Origin of the sequence: Gracilibacillus thailandensis, assembly GCF_010994055.1 — a bacterium.
Lineage (GTDB): Bacteria > Bacillota > Bacilli > Bacillales > Amphibacillaceae > Gracilibacillus > Gracilibacillus lacisalsi.
The window spans coordinates 1-12,282 of sequence record NZ_WJID01000051.1 but is presented as its reverse complement, the minus strand read 5'-3'; the positions used below and the strand labels follow the sequence as shown (position 1 = coordinate 12,282).

General features: G+C 35.7%; 14 protein-coding genes and 1 riboswitch. Of the genes, 11 read left to right on the top strand and 3 right to left on the bottom strand.

Translation table 11 applies throughout. From position 1 onward, the window contains the following. The first annotated feature begins 31 nt into the window (after positions 1–31). Entirely contained in the window at positions 32–1,033 is a 1,002-nt protein-coding gene (sppA, locus tag GH715_RS14820) for a signal peptide peptidase SppA (protein WP_153836041.1), read from the top strand. Between the two features lie 12 nt (positions 1,034–1,045). Further along, positions 1,046–1,510: an RDD family protein gene (locus GH715_RS14815; protein ID WP_153836042.1), complete on the top strand. Its 465-nt coding sequence runs from the start codon at positions 1,046–1,048 to the stop codon at positions 1,508–1,510. A 77-nt stretch (positions 1,511–1,587) separates the two neighbouring features. Here the strand turns inward: GH715_RS14815 and brnQ are convergent, their stop codons facing one another. After that, positions 1,588–2,904 carry a branched-chain amino acid transport system II carrier protein gene (gene brnQ, locus GH715_RS14810; protein WP_153836043.1) on the bottom strand — a complete coding sequence of 439 codons (1,317 nt, stop codon included), beginning with the start codon at positions 2,902–2,904 and terminating at the stop codon, positions 1,588–1,590. A 791-nt stretch (positions 2,905–3,695) separates the two neighbouring features. Here brnQ and GH715_RS14805 point away from each other — a divergent pair. The 4 genes from GH715_RS14805 to GH715_RS14790 all read left to right on the top strand — a co-directional run bounded on the left by GH715_RS14805 (position 3,696) and on the right by GH715_RS14790 (position 8,737). Next, positions 3,696–5,414: a methyl-accepting chemotaxis protein gene (locus tag GH715_RS14805; protein WP_153836044.1), complete on the top strand. Its 1,719-nt coding sequence runs from the start codon at positions 3,696–3,698 to the stop codon at positions 5,412–5,414. Between the two features lie 113 nt (positions 5,415–5,527). Next, a riboswitch (TPP riboswitch) is annotated at positions 5,528–5,625 on the top strand. 144 nt (positions 5,626–5,769) lie between these two features. Then, complete coding sequence (gene tenA, locus GH715_RS14800) at positions 5,770–6,453, top strand: thiaminase II (RefSeq protein ID WP_153836055.1); 684 nt, start codon at positions 5,770–5,772, stop codon at positions 6,451–6,453. Then, the gene (locus GH715_RS14795; protein ID WP_153836045.1) at positions 6,450–7,709 is read left to right on the top strand and encodes an acetylornithine deacetylase; all 1,260 of its coding nucleotides are present in this window, start codon (positions 6,450–6,452) and stop codon (positions 7,707–7,709) included. Before tenA ends, GH715_RS14795 begins: the two co-directional genes overlap by 4 nt. Before the next feature lie 263 nt (positions 7,710–7,972). After that, the gene (locus GH715_RS14790; RefSeq protein WP_153836046.1) at positions 7,973–8,737 is read left to right on the top strand and encodes a TSUP family transporter; all 765 of its coding nucleotides are present in this window, start codon (positions 7,973–7,975) and stop codon (positions 8,735–8,737) included. A gap of 491 nt (positions 8,738–9,228) precedes the next feature. Here GH715_RS14790 and fosM read toward each other — a convergent pair whose 3' ends face one another. Further along, positions 9,229–9,651, bottom strand: a complete 423-nt coding sequence (gene fosM, locus GH715_RS14785; RefSeq protein ID WP_163578682.1) for a FosM family fosfomycin resistance protein — start codon at positions 9,649–9,651, stop codon at positions 9,229–9,231. A gap of 138 nt (positions 9,652–9,789) precedes the next feature. Between fosM and GH715_RS14780 the strand changes: the two genes are divergently transcribed. Continuing rightward, positions 9,790–10,203: a hypothetical protein gene (locus GH715_RS14780; protein WP_153836047.1), complete on the top strand. Its 414-nt coding sequence runs from the start codon at positions 9,790–9,792 to the stop codon at positions 10,201–10,203. A 90-nt stretch (positions 10,204–10,293) separates the two neighbouring features. Here GH715_RS14780 and GH715_RS14775 read toward each other — a convergent pair whose 3' ends face one another. Next, complete coding sequence (locus GH715_RS14775) at positions 10,294–10,542, bottom strand: nucleotidyltransferase family protein (RefSeq protein WP_153836048.1); 249 nt, start codon at positions 10,540–10,542, stop codon at positions 10,294–10,296. A gap of 174 nt (positions 10,543–10,716) precedes the next feature. Between GH715_RS14775 and GH715_RS14770 the strand changes: the two genes are divergently transcribed. From GH715_RS14770 to GH715_RS14755, 4 genes are all read left to right on the top strand, one after another. Beyond that, the gene (locus GH715_RS14770) at positions 10,717–11,019 is read left to right on the top strand and encodes a PadR family transcriptional regulator (protein ID WP_153836049.1); all 303 of its coding nucleotides are present in this window, start codon (positions 10,717–10,719) and stop codon (positions 11,017–11,019) included. After that, positions 11,016–11,459, top strand: a complete 444-nt coding sequence (locus GH715_RS14765; RefSeq protein ID WP_153836050.1) for a hypothetical protein — start codon at positions 11,016–11,018, stop codon at positions 11,457–11,459. Before GH715_RS14770 ends, GH715_RS14765 begins: the two co-directional genes overlap by 4 nt. A gap of 149 nt (positions 11,460–11,608) precedes the next feature. Then, positions 11,609–12,082: a DinB family protein gene (locus GH715_RS14760; RefSeq protein ID WP_153836051.1), complete on the top strand. Its 474-nt coding sequence runs from the start codon at positions 11,609–11,611 to the stop codon at positions 12,080–12,082. A gap of 77 nt (positions 12,083–12,159) precedes the next feature. Continuing rightward, positions 12,160–12,282, top strand: a 123-nt coding sequence (locus tag GH715_RS14755; RefSeq protein ID WP_205601864.1) for a transposase, incomplete at its 3' end; no start/stop codon positions are given.

The window sequence follows — 12,282 nt, the reverse complement described above, 5'->3', positions numbered from 1 at the left end:
AAATTTACATATAAAAAAGGAGGAAATACATATGAACCAAAAACGCTGGATTGCTTTAGTTGTTGCTGCAGGGCTATTTTTGGCTTCAATAGGCTTTCAGTTTTTCTCAAGCATGGCAACTGCTGATTTTGAGAACATGCTTAATCTTCAAGATCCAGATGATAAATTCGGTGAAAAGGTGATTGAGAGAGGATCGGGTAACAATAAAATAGCAGTACTTCATTTAGATGGGGTAATTCAAGACACGACACCAAGCACGTTAATTAATACGAATTCTTATAACCATCAACGCTTTTTAGATATGTTAGACAAAGCTGGTGAAGATAATCGTGTGAATGGGATTATCTTACGTGTGAATACACCTGGTGGTGGTGTCGTGGAAAGTGCAGAAATTCATGATAAGATCCTGGAAATTCAAGAACAATACGAAAAACCAATCTATGTATCAATGGGCAATACCGCTGCATCAGGTGGCTATTATATTTCAGCCCCAGCTGATAAAATTGTTGCACATAATGCGACACTTACTGGTTCGATTGGTGTGATTATGGAAAGCTTTAATTTTGCCGAATTTGCTGATGAACATGGTATTGATTTTAACACGATTAAGAGTGGTGAATATAAGGATATTATGTCAATGTCTCGTGAAATGACAGATGATGAACGCGAGATATTACAAACGATGATCGATGATATGTATGCGGAGTTTGTGCAAGTTATTGTTGATGGAAGAGAGATGTCCGAGGATCGTGTTCGTGAATTAGGGGATGGGCGAGTATACACTGGTTCACAAGCACAAGAAGAAGGGCTCGTTGATGAACTTGGTTCTTTAGATGATACGATAGAAATCATGAGAGAAGATCATGATCTGGCAAATGCTCAAGTGATTGAATACGAGCCTGGCTTTAATTTTAATCAATGGTTTGGTGGTACTGTTCAAAGTATGTTTAGATCAGAATCTGATTTAATTGGTATTAAGGATTTACTGCGAGAGAATAATGCGCCACGTGCCATGTATCTCTATTCACAATAAGGAGGTGTCGGAATGACTGAAGAACAAATGAATGATTCCAATACGCAATCAATGAAATTTCGATATGCAGGATTTTGGATGCGATTCTGGGCATACCTGGTTGATTTAATTATTGTTTTCAGTATTAACGGCATCTTACTTGTGCCATTTAAATTTATCAACGATGGATTCACGATGGATATCGGATTTTGGACCGTTACAGGGATTCTTAGCTCGATCGTTTTTTATCTTTACTTTTTGTTGATGACAAAATTTTATAACCAGACACTAGGTAAAATGATCTTCGGTTTAAGAGTGATTCGTGAGGATAGTCAATCGCTTAGATGGAATGATCTAATCTTTCGCGAGATAATCGGAAGATTCATTCACCGTGTGTTTTTTATCGGTGTCTTTTTGTACCTGTTTGTCGCATTTGGTGCCCAAAAGCAAGGGATTCATGACATGATTGGAAATACACGAGTTGTGTTTGAAGAATAATTCAGATATGAAAAGTGCCTGTTTACTTATAACGATTTGATCTTAATAAGGAACAGGCACTTTCTTTTAAATGATTTTTAAGCTACTTTTCTCGTGAAATTCAAAATCAACCCTAGTATTCCCCCCACAATTGCAGGGATTATCCATCCTAGTCCTACCGTATATAAAGGAAGTACAGCTGTAAATAGTTCGTTCACTATTTGTATCTTTATACCAGCTGCGTTCAAGCCATCAAACAAAGCTACAATAAATGTGAAGAAAATACTTACTTGATATACTTCTCTTTTTCCTTTGAAAAGCGGGCTTACGAATGTTAAAAACATTAAGCACATCGCCAATGGATAAAGCATCGATAAGACAGGTACAGAAAATTCTATAATAGTAGTTAAACCGAAATTGGAAACAACTGCACTAAATAATGTAAAAATAATTGCCCATACTTGGTATGATACATTTGGTACAATTTCATTAAAGTAGGATGCACAGGACGTAATTAGTCCAATACTTGTCGTCAAACATGCAGCCACCACAATAATTCCGAGAATGATCTTTCCATATGATCCGAAATAGAATGCAGATGCTCCCGCTAAAATCGCTCCACCATTATCCATAAAGCCAATCTCTGTAGTACTAATTGCCCCAAGATAGGCAAGGGAGGAGTATACAATAGCTAAAAGTACTGCAGCAATTAGTGCAGCTTTCATTGTTGAAACTAACAGTTCCTTTTTGGATGAAGCGCCTTGGTCTTTCATGGCATTAATAATAATAATCCCAAATACGAATGCTGCTAGTACATCCATGGTTAAATAGCCCTCTTGAAAGCCTTTGAAGAAACTGTTTGTCGAGTAGGCCTCGGTTGGTTCCTGAATCATACCAATCGGATTAAAAAAGGCAGCCAAGATTAATATTGAGATAACAATCAACAAGAGCGGTGTTAGTACTTTACCAATGATATCTACAAGCTTTTTTGCCTGTAATGAGAAGTATAATGATAAACCAAAGAAAATAATGGTAAAGCTAGGCAACGCCCAATTGTTTGATTGATTCTCTAGAAACGGCATAATCCCTATTTCATAAGCAACAGTATTTGTTCTTGGTAATGCGAACAGTGGCCCAATTGTTAAATACAATGCAATGGTAAAAATAAGACCGTACAATGGATGAACCTGACTTGCAAGTGATTGTAAGTTACTTTTACCTGAAATGCCTAATGCTAGAACAGCAAGTACAGGCAATCCAACCCCAGTTATGATGAATCCGATGTTTGCTGAAAATAAGTTATCACCAGCAGCTTGACCTAATTGTGCTGGAAAGATTAAGTTCCCCGCACCAAAAAATAGGGCAAATAACATAAATCCTACTGTAACGACACTTAATGAACTTCGTGATGACATATTAAACCTCCGTTATTTTAATTAATATCAGATAAATGCTAAATATCAGATTATTTCGGCGACATGTTTCGTCAAAATATTTACAGAATATCATGGAATTATCTGAAAAGCAATCTATTTTTAAACCGTTCTCGAAATCGGCATTAGATAAGTTATACTAAGAAACAGATTTTATTTTCTAACTTCGATCTTGTCCTGTGAACAACATCGGTACTAACCTCTTGATTCGCTTTCTGTTTCTAGTCTGTTTTCTTTAATGAAATTCTAGGACAGTGATGAGGTTGGAATATTATGTTAAAATAGTAGAATCAATGTAAACTGTTAATGGAGGCTAAGTATGATCACTATGGTGAGTATTGGTTTATATCTAATAATTCTTTTTAGTATATCTACACTATTATTCTTTTCTTTGACTTTTGTATTAGGAACGCAAGACCCGATGATCGCATACCTTTTATCTTTAATTGCGACTCATTTGATCTTAAATACTTTAGGGGGATTGAGGAAAAGCAAATTTTAGATTTTGATAGTGAATTAGCTGAAAAATAAAGTTCGATTAGTTGTATGTTACTACCCATTTTCCTTCATTGGTAATGGGATTTCTTTTGCCATTGTTTTTAGTACACGGATAATTTACTATCAACTCCCACCAACATTAAGGTATGTCAGCAAATACCATATTTGTGATTCCTTTTTATCAGTATTGATAAGTGGAATTATGCCAAAAGTAATGATAATATAGTCATAAAAACTTAAGCGATATTAAGTTGGCTATCTACAGGGGGATAATTATGCAAAAGCGGTGGTTAGATAAGTTGAGGTATAAAAATATCAAAATTGGAAGAAAATACGGATTTATATTAAGTGTAGTATTGATGTTGTTTATCATTTCAACAGTTATAGTAGGTGTCTTACTAAACAATATTAGATCTGATATACAATCGATGGAAGAAAGTGAAATGAATGCAGTCAATGCTACAGAAATGGCGTCGTTGATTCGTGCTAAGGCAGTCAATTTTTATCAATATATGGAGAATCCATCATCTGAAATAATTGATGAATTTAATGAGTCTAAAGATCAAATAGCAGCGTTGAATGCAGAATTAGAAGAGAGTATGGATACCAACGAACAGAAAGAATTATATCAGCAAGCGGCTGTCTTAGATAAGTCATTTAATAATGAGTTTGAGGAAGTTGTTTCATACATAAACAGTGGAAACGAAAATTTGGCAGCTAGTCGAGCAGAAAATGCTAAAGAACTCCGCTTACAAGCAGTAGAACATATAGATGAATTAAAAGAGTTACTACATAACGAGATGGGGGAGGCTTCCAGTCGAGCAAAAGAAAGTCAAAAGGTGGTATTAACGTCACTGTTCATTGCGATCGCAGTTTCATTAATTATCAGTATTATTCTCATTAGTCTGGTGAACCGGACCATTTCACGTAACTTATCCAAAGTAGTGTCTGTCAGCAATGAAATAGCACAAGGTAATTTGCAAATAGACCAGTTAGATTACCAAGCCAATGATGAAATCGGGCAATTGTCAAGTTCTATCAATAAAATGAGTGACTATCTAAAAGGAATGATCCGACAAGTTTCTGAAGTTTCTGATACTGTCAGTGCACAAAGTGAAGAATTAAATCAATCTGCCAACGAGGTGAAATCTGGAACAGAACAAATTGCTGTCACCATGCAAGAATTGGCGTCTGGTTCCGAAACTCAAGCTGATCTTGCAGGAAATGTCTCTAGTAAAATGAGCGAATTTGTCCAAAAAGTTCACGAAGCAAATGAAAATGGTGAACAAATCCAATCAACATCTACAAATGTACTAAATATAACAGAAGATGGCAGTGAAATGATGAAGTATTCTGTGAAACAAATGGAACGAATTCATATGATAGTTCAAGAAGCTGTAGAGAAAGTCCGTGGTTTGGATGATCAGTCCCAAGAGATTACCAAGCTCGTGTCTGTCATCAAAGATATTTCAGAGCAAACCAATTTATTAGCTTTAAATGCTGCGATCGAAGCGGCACGTGCAGGTGAACATGGAAAAGGATTTGCTGTTGTAGCTGATGAAGTGAGAAAACTTGCCGAACAAGTAGCTGATTCGGTTTCTGATATCACAGGAATCGTCTCTAATATCCAAAATGAATCTGCTAATGTGTCACAATCATTAGAAGAAGGTTATGGAGAGGTAGAAGCAGGTACAAACCAAATCAAACAAACAGGAAAAACTTTTGAACAAATTAATCGTTCTATAAGCGAAATGGTAACTAGTATAAATAAAGTGTCAACAAATCTTTCAGATATGTCAGCTTCAAGTAACGAAATCAATAGCTCAATTGAAGAAATAGCTTCGATATCAGAGCAATCTGCAGCAGGAGTGGAGCAAACTTCTGCATCTTCTCAACAAGCAAGCAGTTCCATGGAAGAAGTATCATCCAATTCCGAGGAATTAGCTAAGTTAGCAGAAAAATTAAACAGTCTAGTACGGCAATTTAAACTATAAATAATCTATGGAAATCCTTGGTTTTGATGAAACGTTTGATGAGTGCAAATCTAATCGTGTTTGCATTTCCAATTATTTGTTAGTATACTAAAAATGGAAACTGAATAATTTAACCATTCGGCTAGGGGAGCATGTAGATGCTGAGAGAGGAAATCGACCCTTTGAACCTGATCTAGTTAAAACTAGCGTAGGGAAGTGGAATTGGTAGTTATATAGATTGTTTGATAAGTCTGTACATTACTAACCCATCTCCCTTCATTGGTGATGGGTTTTTATTATGCAATCTCAAAATTTTACTGGCAACTTTCATGACTTCTCTGGCTACTTCTATTCATTAAAAAGGGAGAGTGTAAAAATGACTACATTGTTTACCGATCGTCTATGGAACAGAGTGGAACCGGTTTGGAATTCGTATCTAGAACATCCTTTTGTAAAAGGATTAGGTGACGGCACACTGGAACAGGAGAAGTTTAAGCATTGGCTAAAGCAAGACTATGTCTACCTGATTGATTATGCAAGGTTGTTTGCGATCGGGAGTTCAAAAGCAGAAGATTTGGATAAAATGGTGACTTTTGCCAAGTTGCTTCATGGTGTTTTAGATGTGGAAATGGATTTGCATCGTAACTATGCTGCGGAATTCGGTATTTCAAAAGAGGAGCTTGAAGCTACAGAAGCGTCTGCGATTACTACCGCGTATACGAGTTATATGTTGAATTTGTCTCAGCGTGGTGGGGTGGAAAATGTGGTTGCATCGGTACTAGCGTGTGAGTGGAGTTATAATTTTATTGGGAAATCACTGGCTAAATGGCCAGGTGCATTAGATGATAATTTTTACAGCAGTTGGGTAGAAATGTATAGTTCTAATGAATTTACCGAATTAGCGGAAGAAACGAAACAATTGATGAATCAAATTGCAGAAGGAAAGCCAGAGCAGGAATTAGCAAGACTTGAAGAGATTGTGGTGAAGACTAGTCAATTTGAATATATGTTTTGGGATATGGTTGAAAAGAAAGAAGATTGGCCGGTGAATGCCGAATGAACAGAGCATTAACCAATTTAGTAGATGATAGACAAGATGAATTAAAGCATATTTTATCTGATCTTATCGGTTTTTCTACTGTTAGCCCTCCTGCTAGAAATACGTCTGATATTCAGAAGTATATAGCGAATTATCTAGAAAAATTAGATTTTCACACTGAACGATGGGATGTCTTCCCGAATGATCCAAATCTTGTCGGGATGAAGAAAGGAACTGATTCTGATACATATAACAGCCTGATTATTAACGGGCATATTGATGTAGCGGAGGTGGGGGATGAATCTAGTTGGACAGTGCCTCCATTCTCTCTTACTGAAAAAGGTAAATATCTGTATGGCCGTGGGGTTTCTGATATGAAGGGGGCTGTTGCATGTGCCTTGTTTGCGACTAAGCTATTACATGAAGAGGGAATTGACTTAAAAGGCGATTTGCAGTTGCAGACGGTAATTGGTGAGGAAGTCGGTGAAGCGGGAACACTTTCTTGTATTGAAAAAGGATATAATGCTGACTTTGCGTTAGTTGTTGATGGCAGTAATCGTGAAATCCATGGTCAAGGTGGTGTAATCACAGGTTGGGTTACGGTTAAAAGTAAACGTGTTTATCATGATGCAATGCGTGCGGAATTAAATGAAACAGGCGAGGGTGCCAGTGCGATTGAGAAAATGACAAAAGTCATCGAGAGCCTGCGTAATTTAGAAAAGAAATGGGCGGAGACAAAGGAGTACCCTGGCTTTAAAAAAGGTACAACTACTATTAATCCGGCTGTTATAGAAGGTGGGCGCCATGCAGCTTTTGTTGCGGATGAATGTCGCCTTTGGATTACGGTTCATTTTTATCCTCATGAAGATTATCGCATTGTTTCGCAAGAAGTAGAGGAATATCTCCATCAATCACTTAAAGACGACTTATGGTTTGAGAATAATCCGCTTCATTTTGAATGGGGTGGAAAATCTATGATAGAAGATCGTGGTGAGATTTTTCCTTCTGCAGAGATTGATCCAGAGCATCCAGCCATTAAACTTCTCGAAGAGTCACATCAGGATATCGAACAGGTAAAGCCTTTTGTTGGTATGTCGAAGACTGTGACAGATGCTGGGTGGTTTAGCGATGCAGGTATACCAACCGCGATTTATGGTCCAGGTAAATTACATGAAGCACATTCAGTTGATGAAAAAATAGAACTAGAAGAGTTGATTCAATTCACGAAGACATTGTTAACGTTTATTCCGGCTTGGTGTAATACCAAGAAACAATGAGCTAAACAAGTATATGTCAATTACAATAGAATCCTTATTATATATAAAATTACCCTGCTTAACATGGAAGTTTACAAATGATAAGCAGGGATTTCTTATTCTAATCAAGTATTCTATCAACTCGACAAATGCTTCTGAAGAGTCTAAGCAGACAAATAAAATGAAGATTTATTTATAAGAAATAAATCGTTATAATGGTGTGGTGCAAAATTTAAAGTTGGCAGGTGGATTTATTTCATAGCCATTGGAAGGAAGGCAAGAAATTGACCGAACTTGATATTTATTTATTACTTATTTTGATCGTTTTTGGATTTTTGTCTGGTTTCATTGACTCTGTTGCGGGAGGTGGTGGGCTTATCACATTGCCGGTATTGTTATCAACTGGAATGAATCCATCAGCAGCTGTTGCTACGAATAAACTGGTAGGGACGATGGGGTCTTTTACGAGTGCCTTCGTATTTTTAAAGTCGGGAAAACTAGATTTATCATCTGTCTATAAGTTATTTCCACTAGTTTTTATTGGGGCAATGATTGGGGCTTGGACAGTGCACTTGATTGACCCTGAAGTATTAAAACCACTGATGCTGATCATGCTTGGTGTCGTAGCATTTTATACTGTGATCAAAAAAGACTGGGGCAGTATTTATGCAGAGAAGAAACTAACAAATCGTAATTTTATTATATTTGTCATTACCATTTTTGTAATTGGGTTTTATGATGGGTTTCTTGGACCAGGTACAGGTTCATTTCTCATATTTGCTTTTTTAATCATCGGTGCGGATTTTATTAAAGCAGCAGGAAACGCAAAGTTTTTGAACTTTGGAAGTAACATTGCAGCATTAATCATGTTTATCTTTTTAGGTGAAGTAAACTATGCATATGGATTTCCGATGGCTGTTGCATGTATTGCAGGTTCAGTGTTTGGGGCAAGGTTTGCTATTAGTCGGGGGAGTGGTTATGTCCGTGCTATATTTATAATCGTAACGTTCTCGCTTTTAGCAAAAAATTTATATGATGTATTCTGGTAATCTAGCTTTCGAACGATATATCTGGAGTATGACAAAGGCTTTCGTGAATAGGAGTACTTCTGATTTGGAATAACTCTCATGTACTCTTTACTGATAAATGATAGTACGGTATATTTTAAATCAATCAGCAAATACATTTGGATATTTTACTCCCAAGTAAATCTGAGCTGAGTGCGGACATTTGTTCCGTTATTTGTGACAAAAGTTCCGTTTTTAGCGTGGAAGCGGATATCTATTCCGCTATTCATTGAAAATATTGCTAATGGAAGCCAAAATGAAGCAAATAAGGGATTCAATGTCCGCTAACATCGAAAACTAGGTAATTTTCAGTCAAATAACGTACTAAATGTCCGCACTTTAGTTCGCAATATGTATCTAATATGCTATACTTTCTACCTCGAATCATTCGTCTTTAACACGGAAGTTTTAATTTAGTCTCAGCTTTTTTTATTAATTGATATTCTTTCGTTCTACGCTCTATGCTTTGCTTTCTAATCATAAAACTCCATATGTGTCTTTTCTTGTTTGTAGTAAGCCAATCTGTCCTGTAAAGTACCTGTATGAAACTCAAATTTATGTCCATCAGGATCTGTGAAGTAAATAGATTTCTTATCTCGTTGGTCTCTTGGACGACCCGACAATATATTGACATTCAAATCTTGTAGTTTCTTGTACATTTTATCAAAATCTTCTTCTTCGATTGAAAAGGCAACATGTGTGTATGATTGATCTATTTCATTACGTGGTATATCCTCTTCTACATTTAAAGCAAGCCACATACCATTCAAATCGAAATAAGCAGTGTTTCTTCCTTTGACTAATAATTTGGCGTCAAAAACTTTTTGGTAGAAATCAATTGAATTTTCTAAGTTAGAAACCGAAAACAAAAAATGATTTAGTCCTTTTATCGACACGTTTATCACCTCAACTAGATTATAATAATTTTTTGTTGATATCTCCACCGTGTTTTAATATGATGTTCCCGACATACGCATAAATCTTCTCCCGTCTCATATAAATGAATTAATCATAAAATAACTGGGGGAATGTTGATGTCAAGGGCAACAGAGGTTGAAGAATCTTCTGAACTATCAGAAGATATGTTAAAGAAATACTATGATTTAAACCTTCAGAAAAAAGAATTAGAGAAAGAAATGAATCAGATTAAAAAACAAATCCACCACTGCTTAGATGACAAGTTTGGAAAACAACAAAAAGCTGAAGTACAACTAGGTAAATATAAGGCACAGCGCATCATTCGTGCTTCTGTTCATTACAATCAAGAGAAGACAGTACAAAAATTGGAAGAATTAAATTTAGAAGATTTTATCTTACAAGTAAAACAACCAGATACAGAAAAACTAGAAGCAGCAATGAAGATAGATTTAGTCAATGAAGAAGAATTCCAGGATTGTAAAACGAACAAGCTGTCGCAAGCTATTACAGTGAAAGAATTGAGTATGTAGCTATGATAAAGTTTGGATTTCAATAATCCAAACTTTTTTATAGCTAACAATATTCACTTTTTAAGTAAATGCATGATTTTACATTTCAAGTCAGCTGGTAAAGGTTGCTTTAATCCCTCCTCGAAAACGCTTGGGTGATACCTGTCGCTTTAAATTTTCGGTACCAATTAATGATAGTATTTGATTCATTTGTGTTGTATGATCTAGGTCAACCAAAATATCTATGTCATTAGGTTTATCAATTAATTGATGGAAACGAAGCAGAAGTGATCCACCAACTCCCCATGTAATATTCTGATTATTAAATATGTTACCTATAAAGGATAAAGTTTCTAACATCTCCATTCTCCTATTGTTTTGTATTTTCCATTCAATCGTAACATAAAATTCCAATTGATGATTGACTTTGTTTACTAAAAGATGTGTAACATATTATTGACTTTATCTTCCATATGAGTTATTATTACGTTATACGATATATCGCAATACGTAATAAGGAGGGTGAGTAATGAAATGAAAAAAAATAGGTTTTCAGAACCTTCGTTACTTATTTTGATCAGCCTTGCTGAACAAAATCGCCACGGTTATGCGATTATGGAGGATATTGAACAGAATTATAATATTAAATTAGGGCCAGGTACGTTGTATGGTGCCATTTCACGATTAGAGAAAGCAGGATATATACGTGTTCTTGAATCAGAAAATCGAAAAAAGCCTTATGAAATGACGGAAGCAGGTCGGATATATTTAAGTGAACAAATTAAAGAAATGCAAAAAATAACTACGCTAGGGTTAAAAAGGCTTGGGTTAGTATGAAGTGGTTCATCTATTTGTATCCAAAAAAGTGGAGAGAACGATATGGAGATGAGTTATTTGAACTGTTGAATCATACCGATTGCTCGATTAAAGTAGTCATTGACTTACCTTTAGGCATAATAGATGCTTGGAAAATAGAACTGCATGAAAAAGAGATCTTAGGTTTTCGAATGAGTCAGATTTTACTTCTAGTTAGTTTAATCAATATCTATATTATTTATAGATGGATATCATTAAGGGAGGTTATTTTCTTGGAACAAGCTGCGTTAATCATTGCTATGTTAGCTTTTCTCTTGTCAGTTTCGGTTTTTATTGTGAGTATTTTTCAGGAAGGAATCAAAAACGCTTTTTCAGCAAACTCAAAATTAGCTAGAATATCAGTGGGCCTATTTGGAGTTTATGCGCTCAGTTTCACCGCATTTTTAGTGCTAGCTAATTAAACAAATAATATAAGGAGTATCTTTGTTAAAATAGATGCTCCTTATGCGTTACTGACTTGAACCCAAGAATCCAATTCATAATTACTACTAACATAAGACTTCTGCATGAGATAGTAAAAAATTGTTATCGAAATTGAAGGAGTGACATGATGAAAGAGATAATTAATTTAATTGAGAAGTTTGAACAGTTTAACAGTTGGGTGAATGCATTAGAAAAAGTAGATGAGGATCTCTTCTTTACACCAATTAATGAGGGAAAATGGACACCGGCAGAAATCATTAGTCATATTACTTACTGGGATCATTACATATTAGAGGAATTAATGCCTCAAATGAGGAAAGACGCTAAGCTTGAAAGTGTTGTTTTTGATGCGATTAATCAACCAGCTTCCGAGTATGCTTCATCGGGAGTTTCGAAAACACAATTGATACAAGAACAGATCGAAGCTAGAAATCATTTGGTAGAAGCGCTTAAAGAAAAATCAGAGCTAGAATTTTTTGACACATTTGCTTTAAATGGGGAAGAAATTGACCGATATTCTGGCTATCCACACTCACTTTTTAACGTTCTTCAGAAAGAAGTCTTCCTCTTCAAGCGTGTGAAGGGCGTAGCCCAACGGTAAGGGGGAGATGAATTTCGGTTGGGCGACAGCCCAAAGTTTTTTTATTTTGTCTTTTTCCTCAATATGGTATTATAACAATGAAATTAGACAGTAACAATCATTCAGTATTCTGGATGTATTATCATCTTGTGTTAGTCGTGAAGTATCGAAGAAAAGTAATGGATGATACGATTTCGGATTATGCCAAAAATAAATTTGTG

Excerpts from the sequence above, each read along its gene's own strand:
- sppA (WP_153836041.1), top strand. The coding sequence starts at position 32 with ATGAACCAAAAACGCTGGATTGCTTTAGTTGTTGCTGCAGGGCTATTT.
- GH715_RS14815 (WP_153836042.1), top strand. The coding sequence starts at position 1,046 with ATGACTGAAGAACAAATGAATGATTCCAATACGCAATCAATGAAATTT.
- brnQ (WP_153836043.1), bottom strand. The coding sequence starts at position 2,904 with ATGTCATCACGAAGTTCATTAAGTGTCGTTACAGTAGGATTTATGTTA.
- GH715_RS14805 (WP_153836044.1), top strand. The coding sequence starts at position 3,696 with ATGCAAAAGCGGTGGTTAGATAAGTTGAGGTATAAAAATATCAAAATT.
- tenA (WP_153836055.1), top strand. The coding sequence starts at position 5,770 with ATGACTACATTGTTTACCGATCGTCTATGGAACAGAGTGGAACCGGTT.
- GH715_RS14795 (WP_153836045.1), top strand. The coding sequence starts at position 6,450 with ATGAACAGAGCATTAACCAATTTAGTAGATGATAGACAAGATGAATTA.
- GH715_RS14780 (WP_153836047.1), top strand. The coding sequence starts at position 9,790 with ATGTCAAGGGCAACAGAGGTTGAAGAATCTTCTGAACTATCAGAAGAT.
- GH715_RS14775 (WP_153836048.1), bottom strand. The coding sequence starts at position 10,542 with ATGTTAGAAACTTTATCCTTTATAGGTAACATATTTAATAATCAGAAT.
- GH715_RS14770 (WP_153836049.1), top strand. The coding sequence starts at position 10,717 with ATGAAAAAAAATAGGTTTTCAGAACCTTCGTTACTTATTTTGATCAGC.
- GH715_RS14765 (WP_153836050.1), top strand. The coding sequence starts at position 11,016 with ATGAAGTGGTTCATCTATTTGTATCCAAAAAAGTGGAGAGAACGATAT.
- GH715_RS14760 (WP_153836051.1), top strand. The coding sequence starts at position 11,609 with ATGAAAGAGATAATTAATTTAATTGAGAAGTTTGAACAGTTTAACAGT.